This is a genomic window from Klebsiella grimontii (genome assembly GCF_042137965.1).
Lineage (GTDB): Bacteria > Pseudomonadota > Gammaproteobacteria > Enterobacterales > Enterobacteriaceae > Klebsiella > Klebsiella grimontii.
In genome coordinates, this window is the sequence record NZ_CP169721.1 from 3,041,727 (window position 1) to 3,061,944 (window position 20,218).

A 20,218-nucleotide genomic window follows, 5' to 3' on the forward strand; every position below is an offset into this window, starting at 1 on the left:
TGATGTGGGGATTTGGGTTCAGGCGTTACTGCGTAAAAACGTAGAGCCTTATGAACAGGCATTCATCAAAGAAGACGACGAAAAAGGGGTGGATAACACCGGGCAGATGATCAGCAACCGCTAAGGAAAGGTGGTGCTGAGGCCCGAGCGTTATGGCGGATAATTTTGTGCCACAGACGTACAAGGAGAAAACAGCCGGAGGCGGGCAGCTCCGGCTATCGACCTATCGCAGGACAAGATTGGCCTGTGGGGCGTTAAGCGCCGCGTTAAAGCTCTGCCTTGCTGGCCCTGCCAACCATTGTTCCAGCGTCATCATCATACCGAACTCCTGTTCAAGCGCCGGTATATCCGCCGAGCCTGCGACAATGCCATTGTCTACCAACGCCGTGAGCTGGCGAAGAAAAGTGTTCTGCGCTAACAGCTCGTCAGGAAAGCGGTGATAATGAACAGGATGACCGGCGGCATCTGAGAAAGCACGCTGCAAGTCTTCACCGGTCAACGCCTGGCTGGCCAGTTCCAGAGTCTGCCCCCGATAACGTTCAGGATTACAAAGAATCTGGGCATTAATGCGCCCCAGGTCTTGCAGCGCAATCATCTGCATCGCCTGATGGCGTTGCATGAAGAAGAAAAAATGGCCGCTGTTTAGTCCCATGCCGGGCAGCAGCATCATTTCCATAAAGCTTGCCGGGCGCGTGATGGTCGTGGAGAGCGGCAAGGCGCGAAGGTAATCTTCAATTGTCGATTTACTGTCAAAGTGCCCCATGCCGGTTGGGGCTTTTCCAGCCGCCCCGGACGAAGAATAGACGAGATGGCGGATACCAGCCGCCAGGGCGCTATCGGCAATGGCTTTTCCCTGCATAACCTCCTGCTCGTCGCTTATCTCGCCTGCCGGAGAACTGGTCTGAACGCTAAATACGCCCTGGATACCCGACATTGCACGGTCAATGGATGCGAGGTCGAACAAGTCGCCGATGGCGAGCGTGATTCCTTCTGTCGTCAGCGCTCTGGCCACTTCGCTATGCGGATTCCGTACGAAAGCGCGGACTTGACGTCCGGCCCGCCGTAACGCTCGGGCCACTGCGCCACCTTGCTGCCCGGTGGCGCCAAAGACGAGGAATTCTGCGGTATGTGTCATGGTGGTTCCTTAGTGTAACTATTGGCAGTCACAGTATGGAACCAGTGCTATTCTGTTCACAAGACGGCACATTTTTGGTCCTCAGTTACACAAAGATAACCATTAGGGATGTCCAGCGGAGAAAAATTATGGCGCGTGAGATTAATGGCAGACCCGTGTTCGAAACACCGGATGGACCAAAACTGACACCCTGTGCGCCGGGGAGTGTCCTGGCAAGACTGGGTGATAAATGGACAATCCTCGTTATCTCACTACTGGCACTTTCACAGGAGACGCCTATGCGCTTTAGCGCCATTCGGCGCGGCATTCCTGACATTTCGCAGCGTATGTTGACCCTGACTCTGCGTAATCTCGAAAGGGATGGCCTGGTTGCCCGGTATTATTACCCCGAGCTTCCACCACGGGTGGAATATCAACTGACTGACCGAGGCCGGTCGATGTTGGAGCCGCTGGCGGGGTTCACTGACTGGATCAGGGATACCTGGCAGGATATTGAGGCATCCCGGAAAGCCTTCGATGATTCAGAGGACAAACGGGCTGCTGCGTCCATGACCCGCTTGTAGTCGTAGGCTACCTTATGCCAGAAGAGAACCGTCAGCAAACCGAAGCAGGACATTTCGGAGGCTCGTATGGACAAATGAAATGTATAATCACATGTAAACTCAGGCGGGATTTTAACATTAAAGCAGTATCTTTCCCTGGAGAACCCTGATGTTTACTCATATGCGTATTGCTAAACCCGTCGCCAATCTCGAAAGATCATTTCTGATGTACAGCAAGGGGTTAGGTCTGCATAAGATTGCTGAATTCAACGATCATGACGGTTTCAATGGAATAATGTTAGGGAGGGGAGACTTAGACTGGCACATAGAATTCACTTTTTGCCGAAACCATCCCGTTCAACCTTTACACACAGAAGAGGATTTACTCGTTGTTTATTACTCTGAAGAAAAAGAATGGGATACGGCCTGTGAAAGAATGATCGGTGCTGGCTTTAGAATGACCACGTCATTCAATCCTTACTGGGATGCGAACGGAAGGACATTTGTTGACCTCGATGGATATAGGGTGGTTATACAAAACAAGGCGTGGGTATTGCCCCAATAAATATTGCAATGCTGCCACCATCCTGCCGCAAGATAAACATTCGTTTCTCGCTCATAGCTGACCTCACGGCGCTTCAGGCAGTCCGCTTGGCGCCAGGAGCGGAAGTTAACTACGGATAAAATTCAGCGCCCCCCCCCCAGAGCCGCTGCATAACGGCAATAAGCTACACTTGTTCATTATTTCCAAAACAGGAAAGCCTTCCGCTGCTTCAACGGTGTGTGTTTGATATCGCGCAGTTGGGACATTTTGATCAACAACGAGCATGGCCAGCTAACGATGAAATTGATACTTGTTCGACACGCAGAAACAGAGTGGAATTTGGAAGGAATTATTCAGGGGCACAGCGATAGCTCCTTGACCTGTCGGGGTTTGCGTGAAACATCCGTCCTACTAGCAGCGTTTAGTGCAAGTGAGTATCAAATAGAGCGTGTTTACGCTTCTCCGCTTGGGCGTGCCTGGCAAATGGGGCAAAGCCTGGCTGAACACTTTCATTGTTCACTGACGGCTGAACCGGCCCTTAAAGAGCAGGCCTTTGGTCAGTTTGAAGGTATGCCGTTAGAACTACTCAGACAAAAACATCCAAACTATGCAAATGCGTTATTCAGGCTTGATGCAGAGTATTGTCCACCTGGGGGGGAGTCACTGGCGCATGCTTCTCAGCGAGTTATGCGTTTTTTACAAAACCTGGAAGATACCTCATCACATCAACAAACAATATGTATTGTGTCTCACGGGCATGTCAGTCAGGGCACTCTGGCAATTCTTAAAGAAGGGACTGTCAATAGTTTCCCTCGCTATGCTCACCCCAATGCAAGTTATTCTGTTATCGACCTGATTAATGGAAAATGTATCGGCCTAAAGTGGGGGATTGCTACACATTTACGTCACCTGAATTAGTGGCTACCTTCCAAGCATTGAAAACCCATCCTGCCAGAGTCATCATTATTTAAGCACAATGTCCGCTCCTCGCTCATAGCGGACCTTTCGCCCAGTTAGCTTGTCCGCTTCGTGCCCAGGCTGTGTGAAAACTGCTGATCACTTTTTGGTCTAAGCAGTGGTTTTATATGATCAACCATTCTTGATAAACCCATGCGGTAACCTACTTTATTTAATAAAATTAAAAGCATACGATTAAATATTGCGGGTGTAGATATGACTCACCACATTAAAGGTCAAGGCAGACATCAGGTGACGTTGCTCCCTGAAGTGCTGGATGATTTTGTCACAGAAGACAACCCTGCCAGGGTTATTGATGTCTTTGTTGATGAATTACAGCTTGATGCTCTTGGCTTCGAGCGTGTTAATGCAAAACAAACCGGGCGGCCAGGATATCACCCTGCAACCATGTTGAAGCTGTACATTTATGGATACCTGAACCGCATCCAGTCATCCCGCAGGTTAGAAAAAGAAGCCCATCGTAACGTTGAATTGATGTGGTTACTTGAGCGATTAACACCTGATTTTAAAACCATTGCTGACTTCAGAAAAAACAACGGTAAAGGCATCAGAAATGCTTGCCGGGCTTTCATTGATCTGTGTCGGCAGATGCAGATGTTCACCGATGTGGTGGTTGCCATCGATGGTAGTAAGTTCAAGGCGGTAAACAGCAAATCGAACAACTTCACGCCCCAGAAAACAAAAGGCCACATCGAAAGGGTTGAGCAAAGTATCGCTCTTTACCTGAATAAGCTCGATGAAGCTGACAAGGCTGCGGAGCCCGAAAAAAATGCAGGGTTAACCGCTGCAAAACTGGCATGGCTGCGAAAGCGTCTGAAAGAACTCAAGCAAATCCAGCAGGCCGTTGTGCAGCACCCTGATAAGCAGTTGTCACTGACAGATCCTGATTCCCGGCTAATGAAGATAAACAATGTTAACCGCCAGGTTAGCTATAACGTCCAGACTGCCGTTGATGCTAAATATCACCTGATTGTTGCGCATGAAGTAACAAATACACCAGACCGTGGGCAGCTAGCAGCGGTGACAAAATTAGCGCAAGATGCGGTTGGCAAGGTGGATATTACCGTACTGGCTGATAAAGGTTATTACAGCCGGGGGGATATTAAAGCAACGCAGGACTTAGGTGCCGTAGCCTTAGTACCCAAAGGTGATACCTCTGGCGCTGACCGCAAAGGTCTTTTCAATCGTTCATTGTTCAAATATGACCAGGAAAAAGATATTTATATTTGTCCGATGGGTAGCGAGCTTCAGAACAGATTTACTGTGCTTGAGGATGGTTTAGAACAACAAATGTACTTTAACAATATTGCTTGTCGTAATTGCAGGCAGCGGTCAAGGTGCACCACATCAAAACGCGATCCGAGACGTATAAGGCGCTGGGTTCATGAAGCAGAAATGGAAGACATGCAAGCCAGGCTTGACGCATCGCCACAAACAGCTGTCGTGCGCAAGCAAACGGTAGAGCATCCGTTCGGGACAATTAAAATGTGGATGGGAGCGACTCACTTCCTGACGCAACGGTTTAAAAACGTCAGCACAGAAACCAGTCTGCATGTGCTGGCTTATAACCTGAAAAGGATGATGTCCATCTGGGGTACCGAAGGATTGGCCATTAAGCTGCAAGAACAATGCAACTAACGGGAGTGGCCGCTTTAACCCCTAATAACAAGCCATTAACGCTCCATATCAAGCCACTAAAAGCCTAGTTCTGCCCCTACATACAAATCACAGCGAATACGGTCATTATCAGGAATATCTTGCATCCCTGACTGAGGATAGTACTCAGATACTGCAAAAACCGAGTTTTTACACAGCCTGTGCCAGAAGCGACCATGGCGCGTCTCTAGACTGTGATACGAGACATCTCAGTATTATCAATCAATGCAGCCCAGGCCCTGTAACGTCGTATGGACGGCTACATCAAGTGGGGTATGAGGCTCAGCGCCTAAAAAATTCACCAGCTTCGTATTGTCCAGGCGGACCGACTGGCGCCACAGGTACCGCATCTCCAAAAGTTCGCGTAAGGTTGCGTTGAAAGGCGCAGCCAGGTACATAAACCACCACGGAAATGAGCGTATTTTGGCAACGCCGCCAAAGCGCGCCGCAGTGCGTTGAATCGCGCTGACCATTTCGCTGCCGTCGGCATCCCAATGGCCTTGCATATGGAAGCGCGCAAAGGGCTCAAGTTCCTCGCGTCGTTCCAGCAGCGCAGCTATCGTTTCCGCGACATCAGGTAAATAAGCCCACTGGTGACCGGTTGCAGGCGAACCAGGATTGGTAATGACGCCAGGCAGCTTGCCGGGTTTAATCAGACCTTGAGAAAACCAGTTATTACCGGCGCGTGGGCCAAAAAAATCCCCCGCGCGGACGATTAATACCCGCCCGCCCCGCTGCGAATAGGCCTCCAGTTCTTTCTCCATTTGTACCCTGATCGCTCCCTTCTTTGTGACCGGCATCTGCTGAGCATCTTCCCGTACTAGCGGAAAAGCGTCAGGACCATAGTTGTAAACGGTACCGGGAAGCACGACCAAGGCGCCGGCTCGTTCTGCTGCGCCAATCGTGTTGCGCAGCATAGGCAGCACCAGATGCTCCCAGTTTCGGTAGCCGGGCGGATTGACGGCGTGAACGATCGCGCTACAGTCTGCTGCCGCAGCGGCGACTTGCTCCGGGTCGAGAGCGTCGCCGCCTATCCACTGGATGTCACCGCTTCGTTCACTGCCGTGAAGTCCTCGTTTTAGCGCACGTACGTCCCATTTTTTCTGAATGAGCCGGCGAGCAGTTTCACCACCAATACCGCCGGTTGCGCCAAGTATTAAGACCCTGCCTCGGGTTGCCATATTGTTTGCCTCTTTGCTGATTTGACCTTGACAGCGTACGTACAGGCAGAGCTAAATGGAATTGCATATCTTTATAGGGCAGCTATACAAATTTGTATGAACACATCTATCCCATGGGAGTGGTACCGAACATTTCTGGCTGTGCTCAGGGAAGGCTCGCTTTCCGGCGCATCGCGCCGGCTTTCGATGACGCAACCCACGGCAGGACGGCATATCGCTGCGCTGGAGTCGGCTCTTGGCCAGGTATTGTTCACGCGTTCGCAAACGGGGTTGCTGGCGACTGAAACGGCGCTGGCGCTGAGGGTGCATGCCGAAGCGATGGAGAGCACGGCGAATACGCTAGCGCGCACAGCCTCCAACTTCAGTCATAACAGCGCGTCCATTCGCGGCGTCGTCCGCGTCTCCGCGAGTGACGTTATCGGCGTTGAGGTGCTGCCGCCGCTTATTGCCAGGCTCCGGGAGTCTCACCCACAAATAACGATTGAATTAGTTCTGTCGAACCGGGTTCAGGATTTACTGCACAGGGAAGCCGATATTGCTGTACGCATGACGACGCCGGTACAGGAGCAGCTTATTGCGCGTCGTGTAGGCCGCATTGAACTCGGCCTACACGCATCGACTTCCTATCTGGCACGACATGGCACGCCTGAAAATAGCCAAGAACTGCTGAAACATGCGCTGGTTGGCTTTGATCAGAATACGCCTTTCATCCGTAAGGTACTGGAAAAATACCCTCAGTTAAGCCGGGATTCATTTTCCATGCGCACCGATAGCAATGTGGCTCAGCTTAATCTTATTCGCGCCGGTGCCGGCATTGGCATATGCCAGGTGCAGTTGGCCAATGGCTATATTCCACTGCAGAGGTTACTGCCGAGTTTCTTTTCTTTATATCTTGATACCTGGATCGTCATGCACGAAGACCTGCGCAATAGTCTGTGCTGCAAACTGGTTTTCGATATTCTGGCAAAGGGATTAGAGGAATATATCTGCCAGAGGCAGGAACCGTGAATCGCCATGGAGAAAAGGCCGCTAGTTCGAACTCAGTCTGCTTACGCCGCCAATGAGATTGGCACCTCAGGGGGTCGCTGATCCTCACAATTCATCGTCGGCTGCCCTATAGCGACGCCCCCTGACGTCATAGCTGATTTTTCCTATGACGAGTTTATTCATCGGTTAAAGCGTGCGCAATCCACCTGTGTGGTGTATGGATGGCTCGTGCCGGGTTTGTCGCCATTTTCTGTTTATCCGGGAGGATGCACCTACCCCTCTCCCGCGCGCCATCAGGTTCTGCACCTCAGGAACAGCATGGGGTATTGCCACACACCAGCTTCAACTCGAACGCCAGAACGCTTAACTTCATGTGCATCTCCGCCCTGCAAACAAGTGATACCATAGAAGGTATGAACCTGCTTCAGGAATGCTCATGAAACCGACCCTTAATCAGTTGATTAACTTTTGCACTGTTGCTGAAACCGGAAACATCGGCAAAGCCGCCAGTAAACTCAATATCTCGCAGCCTCCCTTAAGCCGGCAAATAGCCCAGCTGGAAACCATCCTCGGTGCAAAGCTGTTTAACCGGGCCGCTAAAGGTGTCAGTTTAACCCTTGCCGGAGAGCAATTTCTGGTGGACTGCCGCGCGGTGCTGGCAATGCTGGAGCTGGCCTGTAATAACGTACGGGCCGTAGAATCAGGGCAGAAAGGTGTGCTGAAATTAGGTGCAACAATGTATGCCAGCTATAGCGTTGTGCCTCATGTTGCCATGCAGCACCGGGAGACCTATTCTGATGTGGAATTGCATTTTCAGGAGATGGTCCCCTCTGATTTACACGCCGCATTAGAGGATGGCAGATTAGACGCGGCAATCAGCTTCTCCGAGACGGCCACTCCGGGAATTCATTCACTGGTACTCTTGCGTGAGCCGCTAATCGCCGCCCTTCCTGCTAATCACCCCCAGGTTCAAAGCGAGCATTTCAGACTTGAATCACTCTGTGATGACCCGTTCATCACTGTTCCGCGCCAGAGTGCACCGATGCTCTACGATTCCATCCTTCATCAGTGCCTCAAGGCCGGATTTAGCCCGCAAATAGGACTGGAAGCCTCCGTACAGCAGACTGTGATGAATTTTGTGGCCCGTGGCGTTGGCGTGGCGCTTATTCCCGCAAGTATGGAGAATGCCCAATTGCGTGGTGTGGTTTACCGTAGGCTGGAAAATCCGAATATGGTGGAGAATATGCTGATGTGGTCGACAAAGAACAAAAACCCGGCTTTACCGGGTTTTGTGAACCTGTGCCGCAGTATCAGGGATAAACTGGATGCAGCGCAGTCCGGACGGATTAACGATTAACTCTTACTGATGATGATTTCGATCACATTAGGTTTGCCACTCGCCAGTGCGGCCTCAACTGCCGGGGCGATATCTCCGGCACGGAGAACTTTTCTGGTTTCCAGTCCCATCGATGCACCCAGTGCCTGATAATCAACTGCCGGATTAATCAAATCCATTGCGATAAAGCGTTCTGTTTGCGCCGAAGTATAATCTGCCTGTGAACGCATGAAGTTTTTCAATACGTTATATTCCGTGTTATTCATTACAATAAAGGTTACCGGCAGTTTTTCATGTGCGGCCGTCCAGAGAGCCTGAGGGGAGTACATCGCAGCGCCGTCGCCCACAAAGCACACCACAGGCGCTCTTCCCAAACCGAGTGAATAGCCCACAGCGGCAGGCATCCCCCACCCCAGACCACCGCCGCGCAAAAAGGCATACTGATCCGCACGGCGACTGTTGAGTGATTTGCGAAGCGAGCCGCTGGTTGCAATCGCTTCGTCAACAATTGCCACATCTGGTCCGATCGCCCTTGCTGCCTCAAACGCAGCCACGAGTGGCGTAATTACCGTAGCAGATTGTTGTTCATTAACCTGCCCGAGCAGACTTTCTTTGCTCAATTCAAACTCATTAACCGCGTTTTCAAAACGACGTTGATAATCACTGCGATGGTTTGCCGTGGCTTTTTCCAGTTCGGGCAGTAGCACCCTTAACGATGATTTAATATCGCCAACCACTGAGAGTTCACTACTGTAGGTGCGTCCCAGGTCGCCCGCATCGGCTGATAACTGGAACACTTTACACTGGTCCGGTACTGCCTGACCTTCTGTATAAAGAATGGTGATAAGCGACTTACCGCCAAGTGCAAAAATAGCATCGTACTGGCCTAATGCTCTGTTAATTTCCGTCGCTTTAGTGGACAGATTACCCCGCCAGAGAGGGTGTGCTGTTGGGTAGGGGATCCGGTTTGGCCATGTTGAACCGTATACGTCAGCGGCAAGCATCTCAGCAAGAGCAACAACCTCGCTGGCCGCTTCACTTTGGTAAATTTCGTCGCCGGCAATCAGTGCGACTTTACCCGGAGGAAATGCCGCCAGCTTACTTGCCAGCAAAGGTAACGAACCCGCGACTGCATTGCGGTCAATAGTGGAAGGCGCCCCGATCCCGATACAGCTCATCGCCTCCATCACATCCATCGGAAGCGACAGGAAAACGGAGCCTTTCGGTGCAGCGTCTGAATCGTGGAAAGCCCGGCGAACTAATACCGGTAGCTGGTCAACGTGGGTAACCTCCTGTGACCATTTAGCGAACGTTTTCCCCATTCCGACCAGATCACCCAACAATAACGGATCGGTTGTCGTGTGGCGTAAATCCTGCTGCCCTGCTGTCACCACAAGTGGTGTCTGTGAACATTTTGCATTCAACAGGTTTCCCATGCCGTGGCCTAAACCACCGGCGGTATGCAGATTCAGAAATCCTGGTTTTTTTGCTGCCTGCGCATAACCGTCCGCCATGGCTACTGCACTCGCTTCCTGCAGAGCTAATACGTACTGAATTGACGGTTTTCTTAACAGCGCATCCATGAAGGGCAGTTCGGTTGTCCCTGGATTACCAAACACATATTCCACCCCTTCACTTTCCAGAACTTCTAACAATACATCACCGCCACGACGTGCATTGGCGTTTTGCACTTTAGTTATTGCGTTACTCATAGAATGATCACCTCTATCTGCGTATTCGTTCGCCCTGTCTGGCGGGTGATTCAATCTTAATAACAGGTATAACATCCTTTCCAATACTATAATGATGCCCAGCCATACCCTTCAAGGTATGGGAAGTCATTCGTTTTCCATTTGGTCAGTTTGAAGCATGACAGCAGCACCGTCCTGACGCGGCAATGATTGAAGAGGTAACAAACACGGCGCAATCAATAGCGCCGGACTATACAGGGCAATTTATCGCTTCGGGAAACCCTTCGAAGAAATGACTATTCCTTCAAAAATATCTAGCCTGAATATAGAGAACTCGATACCCTGTAATGCTTTGTGTTTTTTGTGAACAGGAAAAAGTATGCTTAATACGTTACCCGATTTACACAGAAGTTTTGCAGAGCACCTCAAGCTTCAATTTCAGTCTGACTCGCGGATTCACTCCCTTCTCGCCGGCGGCTCGATTATCCATGGCGGATTTGATAAATACTCCGATTTGGATTTTGTCGTTGTGGTCGATCCCCTCTACTATGACGAAATCATGGCCCAGCGTGTGGCGTTCGCCGGAACGCTGGGCCATCTCCTGCATGCTTTCAGCGGGGAACATGTCGGAGAGCCTCGCCTGCTGATATGCCTGTATGGTCCTGAACTCCTTCATGTCGATCTGAAATTTGTCACCCTGGAAATGCTCACTCAACGCGTTGAGGAGCCAGCCGTGTTATTTACCCGTGATAACCGTGCTCTGCAGCAACAACTGGCAAAATTCAGTGCTCACTGGCCTGATATGACGCCGGAGTGGTTCGAGTCCCGAGCCTGGATCTGGCTTCATTATGCGGTGGCTAAACTAGGAAGGGGCGAACTCTTTGAGGCGATTGGTATGCTGTCATTCTTCCGCGAGCAGGTACTGGGGCCAATGCTGCACCGCCGTGCAAATTTACCGCAACGTGGGGTTCGCCGCATTGAATCGCGCGGTATTGATCCTGACGGCCTGCTGACTTCCACGCTGGCAACGCACGATCGTGACTCTGTCAGCGTTGCTATCAGAATGGCCCTTGACGCTTATATCACTCTGCGAGCGGATGCTCTGCCTGAAAATATCGCAGACGATGCCGCGCAACGGGCGCTGCTGGCGATGCTGAAAGCGTATTCTGACAAAGTTTAATCCTGACTTCCGGTCGCTTACATGGCCGGACAGGGGCAGCGAAAAACGCGTCTGACCGCATGGCAAAAAGCATAAATGCCCGGGAGGCATTTATGCTTTTACGATAATGACCACCATGCCGATATTCACAGGTCAGATATTCTTGCCGTCCTGAAAATACTCAGTGCATAAATAACGCGATTAAAATAATGATAGGGATTGGCACACCCAAAAAGAAAAGCAATATTGAACGCATAGGTTCCTCCCGCATAATGTGTATTAGACGTTATAAATCACGCTGACGACCGCCATAAGTTGCGCAGAGACTGGCAACAAAAGCGCCGATTAACAGAGAAATGAATGACCACAGGGTGACGTAGCTAGTGGTTTTTCTGGCGGCGTCTGCGGTCTGCTGCGCTTTATCTTTTGCCTCTTTTAAATTGGCCTGGGCTTTATCATAAACCGCCTGTACCCGCTGTTCGGCCTCTTTCTGACTGATGCCGGTATTCTGAGAAACCAGCTGCGCCACATACGTCAGATCGTCCTGGGGAAGCGCGCCAGAATTAATGCTATTAGCAAAAATACCCGTCACCTCGGCTAATTGAGCCGGTGACTCCGCCTTTGGCGGCACAGGATGATTCATTGCCATAACGTCATTGCCTGATGAATTTGCTGGCAGCCCGCTATTATCCGCCGGAGTGGCAGCGGTAGCCCTGAACAGTGAACGGGTAAAATATTCCATCGATGACTTCGATAACAGAGAGGCTCCGTCCCCCGCGTTATTCATGGCGGTTGCCGTCGCGCCGCCGGCAACGGAACCTATCACTTTTGCGCTACCGCCGATCAGCGAACTGATGGTGGTGGTCAACAGCACAGCGGAGACCAGCAGCGCCACGGCCCACGTCAAAAAGCCATGCGCCGTGTCGCGGAAATAGATTTCATTGGTATGAGTGTCTACCCATTTAGTCCGCAGCCGCCCGGCGAGGTATCCGCCCATGCCTGACGCCACTATTTGGGTAAACGTCAGCCATGCGATGGCGGCAATACCGACGGTTCCCGCCGCAAGTCCTTGATTTTCCCACGGGGAAATTGAGGTAAGGCCCAATCCGGCGCCAAGCATGAGCAGCATAAGCGCCAGCGACGCCGCGGCGGCGGCGCCTGCAAATATCGCCCCCCATGATACCGCGCTCGCGCTGTTAACCGCGGCCGCGGGTACCTGACTACTGATAGAGGTAGAGTCGTAGATATTCGTCATTTACGTTGTCCTTTGAAATAACTCATTAGCCCCGACGTCGTTTGCTATAAACGTCCACTGCAGACATTAACCCACCAGAACTACGGTAATATCGAGCGGGATAATTATCGCTCGCCGCTTAAATAGCGGGCGATTGACCAGGGGCCAATTATCTAAATGAGTACAAATTGGTAGTGTATGAATTTAATCAACAATTTTATTTTAGTAGATGATTTTGTTTTAACCATTACTTATCGCCAAAAATATTACCACATAGCCGTAACCGACTGTAAATAACGGGAATATTGGTGAGGATAGATTTTGCCGACAATATTTTTCGCGGAGCTATATTGCCCAGTTTTTATGGAATTATCTTAATTTTATACGGGTAATTCACTGAATGATCTTGGTTATTAAAAGTGGCGTACGTTTACGATTTGCATTATCGACGATTTAATACCACGGCCTGAACCGTAATACATAGCTGGCGGCCGATCGAAGTATATCAACTGAGCAAAAGGAACGCGGGGAAGGTTTGCTTCCCTTCCCCGTTATATCGGCTTCGTATTCGTCTCGCCGTGGGCTAGCTCGCCCTTTTGCCTAATTAGCGAGCAGACAAAGCAAAGCGGTTCTCAAGCGCATGCGCTATTTCATCTTCTGTCAGCCACTGCTTCTCTACGCGGTCGGCGGTAATACTCTTAAGCATATTGCCGAGCAGAATAAAACGCCCCTCGGGCTGATGCTGTATCACCAGCAGCTTTTGTACAAAGACCGCATCGGGATGCGTGGAGTTAAGAAAATTGGCCGGAACAAAATCAATCCACTCCTGAGGTGACAGGTCAAAACCGTATTGATTGGCCCAGCTTCCCTCAACCCTCGCCTGCAGCAGATAGCTTCCGTTCGCATCACGCGTAAGCCGGAACGTATCAAAATCCTGGATGATGTCCGTATCAAGTTCGTCCAGGGCCAGCGGCGCGCGGATACCGTAGCTCCCAAAGCCAAGGTCGCAAAGCCACTGACGGCCATCAACTTCCGCGACCACCGCCATATGGGTTTTAGGCCGGCGCGCAGGATAGAACATGGGCCGCGCCGCGACAAACCGCCAGGCAATACCCAGCGCTTCCAGCGCCATCGTAAACAGCCCGTTGAGTTCATAGCAGTAGCCGCCCCGTCTCTGCCGTAAGAGCTTGTTGGCAATATCATCGGGCTCCATCGAAACGATTTTACCTGCCTGTACGTCCAGGTTCTCGAAGGGGATCGAAAAGAGCTGGTGGCGCATGAGCGCGTGCAGCGTCGCGGTATCGGCAGCCGCAGGCCCGCTATAGCCTATGCGGCGGAAGTAAAGGGAAAGGTCAAAACTGTCGCTGTGCATGTTATTTCCTTGGCTGGATTGTGTTGAGCCCACTATAGATGGCGCCCCGCAACGCCTGTATAGTCAGATTTATCAAAAATCAGACTATACAGATGACGATGTCCGACCCTCTCCCGCCGATTCCCCACTACCGCCGAATAGCCGATATGCTGCGGCTGACGCTTACTTCAGGCGCTTTGCGGGCAGGCGATCGCATTATCTCCGCGCGCAAACTGGCCGAGCGCGAGCAGGTCAGCCTTCCCACGGCGCTGGAAGCCCTGCGTTATCTTGAGGCGGAGGGGCTGATCGTCGCCCGACCGCGTTCAGGCTACTTTGTCCGCCAGATAAACACCGCCAAAGACGGGCAGCGCGCAGCATCTTTATCCGGCCCGGTGCCGGTGACCATGTCCGCCATCGCCCGCTCGTTGTTCGGTAGCGCTGAAGCGCGTCTGGTGCCGCTTGGCGCCGCGCTACCCGATCCCGCCTGGCTTCCCGTCGAGGCTTTGCAGCGGGCGTTGCACACTGCCGGTCGTCGGCTTGATGCGCGCGGGCAGAGCTACAGCCTGCCCCCGGGAAGAGCGGACCTGCGCAGAAAGATTGCCGCCCGCGCGGCGCAGTGGGGCGCCCTTTTTGGCGCCGATGACCTTATCATCACCGCAGGCGCAACCCAGGCGCTACGCCTGGCGCTCCGCGCGGTATGCCAGCCGGGCGATGCGGTGGCGATTGAGCAGCCCGCCTATTTCGGCACGCTTCTGCTGCTGGAAGATCTGGGGCTGAAGGCGTTACAGATCCCCACGGACCCGATTAAAGGGTTATTACTGCCGCCGCTTAAAGAGGCCATTAAGCACCACCGTCCGGCAGCCGTTCTGGCCTCACCCACGGTGCAAAATCCGCTGGGCGCCAGCATGCCCGTCGCGCGCAAGCAGGCGCTGGTGGCCCTGCTTGCCGATCAGGGCATCCCTTTAATTGAGGACGATGTCTACGGCGATCTGGCCGGTGGTGCGCAGCGTCCGCCCGCGTGTAAAGCCTTCGACAAGGGCGGAAATGTGATTTATTGCAGTTCTCTGTCGAAAACCCTGGCGCCGGGCTGGCGAATTGGCTGGATTGCCGCCGGACGCTATTACCCGGCAGTGTTGCAGGCCCGCATGGCCGGGGAATGGGCGGGCGCGCCGCTGATAGAGGCCGCGGCGAACGAGATCCTCGCCAGCGGAGATTATGACCGGCACCTGCGGCACCTGAAGCTGCGGATTGCGGAAGGTATGCGGGCCATTATCGCCAGGGTTGACGCCTGCTTCCCACCGGGCACGCGCGTAGCGGCGCCCGAAGCCGGCTTTCTGATTTGGGTCAAACTGCCGTCCGGGATCGATGCGCTGGAAGTCCATCGTCGCGCCCTCGCCCTGGGTATTGGCGTCAGTCCGGGGCCGCTGTTTTCCCCGGGCGCAGCTGAACTGCAAAACTACCTGCGCCTGAACGGTGCGAACGAACCCACGCCCGCGCTTTTGCAGGCCGTGGAGCAGCTCGGTAGCTTATGCCATGAACTGGTCGGGGGCCGTTGACGCCGGACATTTCCGTCGAATTATCAACGCTGACAGGCGAGAATCTGGCTGGCTGTATGCTATTCATGGCGATATTTCCCCCGGGTTTTCCCGGCGCCCTGCCGCTCTCTGGCTGAGCAAGCCTCTGGTCAACGCTCTTCGCCCAGGCCAATCGGTTCTGTTGACTTATTCTGTAAAAAGATTACTTTTCAGGACATGAAGAAGATACTTATTATTGTCCCCGATGGCGGCATGCTGTTTGAATCCGCCGGTATTGCCGACATTCTGATGCAGGCCAACCGCCTGCACCCGGAAGTCGCTAAGGGCAACGGTTACCAGGTGCAGCTCGCGACAACCCAGCCGCATCAGGTGATCCATGGTCAGTCCGGTTTAAATCTGCTGGCCGATCATCGCCTGCATGAGATAGACCCCCGCGAGCCGCTTGATACCATCATGATTACCGGCAGAGGTCAAAACCCGCAGGAAGGGATCGCGGTCGTTGACTGGCTGCGGCTGGCTGCCCCCCATGCCCGCCGCATTGCGTCCATATGCGGCGGCGCGATGCTGCTGGCGCAAACCGGGTTACTGGACGGCAGACGCGCCACTACCCACTGGAAGCTGCTGGAAACCCTGCAGGCGGAATTCCCTCAGGTGCGCGTGGAAGGCGGCCCGCTCTATATTCAGGACGAGCATATCTGGACCTCCGGCGGGGTCAGTTCCGGCTTTGACCTGACGCTAGCGCTGGTTGAGGAGGACTACGGCTTCAGCCTGGCGCGCGATATCGCCCAGGACTTCGTCATGTACCTGCGCCGTCCCGGAGGCCAGCTGCAGTTTAGCCGCTACAACCTACAGCAGACCAGTACCCTGGGCCCCATAAACGATCTGCTGGCCTGGGTGCTTGAGAACCTCACCGCCGACCTCTGTGTGGAAAAACTGGCGGAAAAAGTGGCCATGAGCCCACGTAATTTCACCCGCGTATTTACCCGGGAAACCGGCGCGTCGCCGGCGCGCTACGTCGCCGAAGCCCGCCTGGCCGCGGCCCGGCAGCGTCTGGAGCAGACAGCCGAGACGCTGGATCGTATCGCCGAACAAACGGGATTTGGCAGCAGCATTAACCTGCGACGGCAGTTTGAAAAACAGCTTCACCTGACGCCGGGTGAATACCGCCAGCGTTTTCATTGCCGTAAAATGGCGTAAAGTGATCCTTTTCCGTCATTTACGCCAACCAGCGACCGGCCTACATTAACTTCAGAGACAACAACTAAGGAGTTGATCATGGTAAAGGTCGGTATTAATGGTTTTGGCCGTATCGGTCGCAACGTACTGCGTGCTGCCCAGGGTAACCCGGAGATTCAGATTGTGGCCATCAACGATCTGACCGACAGTAAAACGCTGGCCCATCTGCTGAAATACGACTCGCTGCTCGGTAAACTCGACGCCGACGTCACCGCCGGTGAGGGGCAGCTTGTGGTTGACGGAAAAACCATTACCGTCTTCAGCGAACGCGACCCAGCGAGCATCCCGTGGCGTCAGAGCGAGGTGGATATTGTCATTGAGGCCACAGGCTTCTTTACTGACCGCGACAAGGCGGCGGTACACATCCACAGCGGTGGCGCCAGGCGCGTGATTATCTCCGCTCCCGGTAAAAATGAGGATTTAACCATCGTGATGGGTGTTAACGATGGCCTCTATTCACCGGATAAGCACTACGTGGTCAGCAACGGTAGCTGCACCACCAACGGCCTGGCGCCTGCCGCGCAGGTGCTGCACCAGCATTTCGGTATTAAACATGGCCTGATGAACACCACCCACGCCTACACCAACAGCCAGGCGCTGCACGACCAGCCGGAAAAAGATCTCCGTGGCGCCCGCGCCGCCGCGCTGTCGATTGTGCCCTACTCCAGCGGTGCCGCGAAGGCGCTTGGCAAAGTTATCCCTGAGCTGGACGGCCGCTTAACCGGTTACTCGCTGCGCGTACCGGTTCCGGTGGTGTCGATTGTCGATCTGACCGTAACGCTCGAGCGGGATGTCACGGCTGAAGAGGTCAATAACGCGTTTCGTGAAGCCGCCGCGACGGGGCCGCTGAAAGGTATCCTCGGCTATAGCGATGAGCCGCTGGTCTCAAGCGACTACCGGGGCGATCCGCGTTCCTCCATTATCGATGGTCTGTCAACGCTGGTGATTGGCGGCAATATGGTCAAAATTCTGGCGTGGTACGACAATGAGTGGGGATTCTCCAATCGCCTCGTCGACCTTTCGCTGCTGATGGCAAAGCGTGAAGGCTAGCTCCTTGCCCACACGTCCCCTCTAAAATCCACGCCCGGCGTGGATTTTTTTAGCACTATCGCCGGTCCCATTCCGAAGAGCGCCGGAGAAGGCGGAAACTTAACCCGGCGCCCGCGGCAAGGCAGAGCGACATCGCCGCCAGCGCGACGATAAAAGCCTGGGTGATATTCGCCGCGCTTTTCCCGTTGTCCAACAAGCTGTAAAAAAGGCCGCCAATCACCGCGACGCTCAGCGCCGTGCTGAGCTGCAGCGCCGAGCTGGTCACGCCGGCAATCATTCCCGAAAACGCCGGCGCAACGCGACCGGTTACCATTCTGACCAGCGTTGGCATCGCCAGCCCCTGGCCGAGACCGGTAACAAAAAGCAATAGGGCGAGCGGCAACGCGGCGGGAGAACTGCCCGTCGGCGTATTGGCAATGACCCCTGCAAGACCTGCCAGCCCTAAGGTCTCGCATCCCATCCCGATTGCGCTCAGGTAATTGCCAACCAAGCGCCTGAGATAAGGCGTCAGCAACGGTCCGATCAGAAAGCCGACGCCAAAGGGCAGAAAAATCAGGCCCGCGGTCAGGGCGTTCAAATGCAACGCGCCTTGTAGATAAATGGAAAATAAAAGAAAGAAGGCGCCGATGGAATAAAACAGCAATACGATCGCCAGTCCCTGGCCCAGTCCCGGCGCGCGCAACACGGCAGGATTAAGTAGCGGCGAACCGCCATGCTGGCTAAGCCGATCCTCATAGCGCCATAACAATCGGGCCAGCAGTGGGAAAGCAAGCAATGAAAGCCACGTCCACCACGGCCACCCTGCCTCTCGGCCTTCAGTCAACGGCACAATCACCGCGCTCAGCATCACGGTTGTCAGCAGCGTGCCGACGGGGTCCAGCCGCTGTGTAGATTGCGCCCGCGTCTCTTTCAGCAGCGGCACGCCAAAGAGGATGACCAGCAGCGCCACCGGCAGGTTAACGAGAAAAATAGTCCGCCATCCCAGGCCAAACAGGTTCGCTGAGATCAGAATGCCGCCTGATACCTGGCCGATAACGGAGGCCAGGCCAAACACTGCGCCATACAGACTCAGCGCGAACGGTTTTTCCGCTTCCGGGAAAATGGCCTGCACGGAAGCCAGCGCCTGGGGGGCCATAATCGCAGCCGTGGCACCCTGTAAAATGCGTCCGATAATCAGCACCCACGGTGACCAGGCTAAACCGCACAATAACGATGCAGCAGCAAAACCGATAAGCCCAAGGAAAAACATCCTGCCGCGGCCATAAATATCGCCCAGGCGGCCTCCGGTAATGAGGGTGACAGCATACACAGCCGCATAGGATGAAATGACCAGCTGTTCGGCGGAGAAAGAGGCGCCCAGCTCGCTCTGGATGGCAGGCAGCGCAACATTGACGATAAAAAAATCGAGCGGCGGCAAAAACGCGCCGACCAGCAAAATGACGAACATGGCCCAGCGGCGCGGCTCAGCTTGCGTGATGCGATGGGTCGACATAGAACACTCCATAGGGTTAGGTCGAGGAGGTAATAGTGATACCTACAAAGTTGTTTTGGAACTGACACTTTTGTATATTTGATGTTCATTTTTGAACGGTGAGACCATGAAATGGAATGGGGAGACGTCCGGGTATTTCTTGCAGTCCTTCGTCAAGGCTCCTTCGGTGAGGCAGCGCGAAGCCTTGGCGTGAGTCATCCGACGGTAGGACGCAGGATAAAAGCGCTGGAAGATGAAGCCCAGCAGGCGCTGTTCCGCCGTACAAGGGAGGGTCTGGTGCTAACGGACGCCGGCGACAGAGTTCTTAAGCTGGCTGAGGCGATGGAAAACTCCGCGCTGGCAATGGAACGACGCCTGGCGGGGAATCATGAACGTCTTGAAGGGATATTAAGGATATCTTCAGCAGAATGGTTCGCTAACTATGTTCTGGCCCCGGTGCTTGTCGAGCTGACGCGCCGCCACCCGGCCATTGTGCCGGAAGTCATTGCAAGCTACCGCTTGCTCAATTTGTCGCGCCGCGATGCCGACATCGCGTTTCGCATCGTCCCCTTTACCGAACCGGATATTGTCCAGCGCCGCCTGATGAGTATGCCCTATGCGCTGTATGGAACAGCGGAAACCGCGCAGACGGTGCAGCACGATCCGGCCGCCGTGGGGCTTATTTTGATGAATACGGCGCAATCTCACTTTTCTGATGTTGCCTGGCTGCTTGATGGCTTCCCCCTGTCGCGGCGGGTGTTCACCAGTACCAGTCGGGCCGTTCAGGCGCAGATGTGTCAGCGGGGAATGGGGATGGCCGTGCTACCGCAGCCTCTTGGCGATGCCCTCTCCGGATTGCAGCGCATTGGCACGCCGACGCCACCGCCATCAAAAGATATATGGGTCGGGTATCACTCTGATCTCCGACATATGGATCGCCTGCGGGCAATGCTGGATATCGTCGATGCCATGCTTGCCGATCCTGTTGCGGCCGGCACCTGAACAGCACCACGTTCGGTTCGCATCATCCCCCTCTTCCCTCTTCATTATTTACCGCCTTGGCCGGGACAGGAAGGAGGCGACGCCAACCTCCAGTACAGGTCGGAAACGCTTTTTTAAGTCGCAGGCATAG

General features: G+C 53.8%; 17 protein-coding genes and 1 pseudogene. 12 read left to right on the top strand and 6 right to left on the bottom strand.

Going from position 1 to position 20,218, the window contains the following annotated elements; all coding sequences use genetic code 11:
* Nucleotide 1 precedes the first annotated feature (1 nt).
* Nucleotides 2-94, top strand: a pseudogene (locus tag ACE3MN_RS14355) (arsenate reductase); the annotation flags it as partial.
* 129 nt (nucleotides 95-223) lie between these two features.
* Here the strand turns inward: ACE3MN_RS14355 and ACE3MN_RS14360 are convergent.
* Entirely contained in the window at nucleotides 224-1,135 is a 912-nt protein-coding gene (locus tag ACE3MN_RS14360; RefSeq protein WP_004139051.1) for an NmrA/HSCARG family protein, read from the bottom strand.
* 278 nt (nucleotides 1,136-1,413) lie between these two features.
* Here ACE3MN_RS14360 and ACE3MN_RS14365 point away from each other — a divergent pair, with 278 nt between their 5' ends.
* From ACE3MN_RS14365 to ACE3MN_RS14380, 4 genes are all read left to right on the top strand, one after another.
* Nucleotides 1,414-1,698: a winged helix-turn-helix transcriptional regulator gene (locus tag ACE3MN_RS14365; RefSeq protein ID WP_032711041.1), complete on the top strand. Its 285-nt coding sequence runs from the start codon at nucleotides 1,414-1,416 to the stop codon at nucleotides 1,696-1,698.
* Between the two features lie 148 nt (nucleotides 1,699-1,846).
* On the top strand, nucleotides 1,847-2,242 hold the full coding sequence (locus ACE3MN_RS14370) for a VOC family protein (protein WP_004139057.1): 396 nt from the start codon (nucleotides 1,847-1,849) through the stop codon (nucleotides 2,240-2,242).
* A gap of 276 nt (nucleotides 2,243-2,518) precedes the next feature.
* A complete protein-coding gene (locus ACE3MN_RS14375) occupies nucleotides 2,519-3,139 on the top strand; it encodes a histidine phosphatase family protein (RefSeq protein ID WP_071830716.1) in 621 nt (206 codons plus the stop codon).
* Between the two features lie 255 nt (nucleotides 3,140-3,394).
* Nucleotides 3,395-4,837, top strand: coding sequence for an IS1182 family transposase (locus tag ACE3MN_RS14380; protein ID WP_080922782.1), 1,443 nt, complete (start codon nucleotides 3,395-3,397; stop codon nucleotides 4,835-4,837).
* A 236-nt stretch (nucleotides 4,838-5,073) separates the two neighbouring features.
* On the opposite strand, the gene ACE3MN_RS14385 is transcribed toward ACE3MN_RS14380, so the two are convergent.
* Entirely contained in the window at nucleotides 5,074-6,036 is a 963-nt protein-coding gene (locus tag ACE3MN_RS14385; protein ID WP_102650189.1) for an NAD-dependent epimerase/dehydratase family protein, read from the bottom strand.
* A 96-nt stretch (nucleotides 6,037-6,132) separates the two neighbouring features.
* Here ACE3MN_RS14385 and ACE3MN_RS14390 point away from each other — a divergent pair, with 96 nt between their 5' ends.
* Both ACE3MN_RS14390 and ACE3MN_RS14395 read left to right on the top strand, forming a co-directional pair.
* On the top strand, nucleotides 6,133-7,044 hold the full coding sequence (locus tag ACE3MN_RS14390) for a LysR family transcriptional regulator (RefSeq protein ID WP_102650188.1): 912 nt from the start codon (nucleotides 6,133-6,135) through the stop codon (nucleotides 7,042-7,044).
* Between the two features lie 415 nt (nucleotides 7,045-7,459).
* Nucleotides 7,460-8,380: a LysR family transcriptional regulator gene (locus ACE3MN_RS14395; RefSeq protein ID WP_024358316.1), complete on the top strand. Its 921-nt coding sequence runs from the start codon at nucleotides 7,460-7,462 to the stop codon at nucleotides 8,378-8,380.
* Here the strand turns inward: ACE3MN_RS14395 and ACE3MN_RS14400 are convergent.
* The gene (locus ACE3MN_RS14400; protein WP_049090317.1) at nucleotides 8,377-10,071 is read right to left on the bottom strand and encodes a thiamine pyrophosphate-binding protein; all 1,695 of its coding nucleotides are present in this window, start codon (nucleotides 10,069-10,071) and stop codon (nucleotides 8,377-8,379) included. The genes ACE3MN_RS14395 and ACE3MN_RS14400 overlap by 4 nt on opposite strands.
* A gap of 358 nt (nucleotides 10,072-10,429) precedes the next feature.
* Between ACE3MN_RS14400 and ACE3MN_RS14405 the strand changes: the two genes are divergently transcribed.
* Nucleotides 10,430-11,230 carry a hypothetical protein gene (locus ACE3MN_RS14405; protein WP_024358317.1) on the top strand — a complete coding sequence of 267 codons (801 nt, stop codon included), beginning with the start codon at nucleotides 10,430-10,432 and terminating at the stop codon, nucleotides 11,228-11,230.
* 265 nt (nucleotides 11,231-11,495) lie between these two features.
* Here the strand turns inward: ACE3MN_RS14405 and ACE3MN_RS14410 are convergent, their stop codons facing one another.
* Complete coding sequence (locus ACE3MN_RS14410) at nucleotides 11,496-12,464, bottom strand: membrane protein (protein ID WP_024358318.1); 969 nt, start codon at nucleotides 12,462-12,464, stop codon at nucleotides 11,496-11,498.
* Between the two features lie 583 nt (nucleotides 12,465-13,047).
* Nucleotides 13,048-13,815: an arylamine N-acetyltransferase family protein gene (locus tag ACE3MN_RS14415; RefSeq protein WP_004139077.1), complete on the bottom strand. Its 768-nt coding sequence runs from the start codon at nucleotides 13,813-13,815 to the stop codon at nucleotides 13,048-13,050.
* Nucleotides 13,816-13,853: 38 nt separating this feature from the next.
* Here ACE3MN_RS14415 and ACE3MN_RS14420 point away from each other — a divergent pair, with 38 nt between their 5' ends.
* The 3 genes from ACE3MN_RS14420 to gap all read left to right on the top strand — a co-directional run bounded on the left by ACE3MN_RS14420 (nucleotide 13,854) and on the right by gap (nucleotide 17,615).
* Nucleotides 13,854-15,350, top strand: coding sequence for a PLP-dependent aminotransferase family protein (locus ACE3MN_RS14420; RefSeq protein ID WP_375364082.1), 1,497 nt, complete (start codon nucleotides 13,854-13,856; stop codon nucleotides 15,348-15,350).
* Nucleotides 15,351-15,545: 195 nt separating this feature from the next.
* Nucleotides 15,546-16,526 (top strand): GlxA family transcriptional regulator, encoded by a 981-nt coding sequence (locus tag ACE3MN_RS14425; RefSeq protein ID WP_375364083.1) that lies wholly within the window; start codon nucleotides 15,546-15,548, stop codon nucleotides 16,524-16,526.
* 78 nt (nucleotides 16,527-16,604) lie between these two features.
* Nucleotides 16,605-17,615, top strand: coding sequence for a type I glyceraldehyde-3-phosphate dehydrogenase (gene gap / locus ACE3MN_RS14430; RefSeq protein WP_004139087.1), 1,011 nt, complete (start codon nucleotides 16,605-16,607; stop codon nucleotides 17,613-17,615).
* A 55-nt stretch (nucleotides 17,616-17,670) separates the two neighbouring features.
* Here the strand turns inward: gap and ACE3MN_RS14435 are convergent, their stop codons facing one another.
* Complete coding sequence (locus ACE3MN_RS14435; protein WP_154948788.1) at nucleotides 17,671-19,107, bottom strand: MFS transporter; 1,437 nt, start codon at nucleotides 19,105-19,107, stop codon at nucleotides 17,671-17,673.
* A gap of 111 nt (nucleotides 19,108-19,218) precedes the next feature.
* Here ACE3MN_RS14435 and ACE3MN_RS14440 point away from each other — a divergent pair, with 111 nt between their 5' ends.
* Nucleotides 19,219-20,088 carry a LysR family transcriptional regulator gene (locus tag ACE3MN_RS14440; protein ID WP_049131852.1) on the top strand — a complete coding sequence of 290 codons (870 nt, stop codon included), beginning with the start codon at nucleotides 19,219-19,221 and terminating at the stop codon, nucleotides 20,086-20,088.
* The last annotated feature ends 130 nt before the right edge of the window (nucleotides 20,089-20,218 follow it).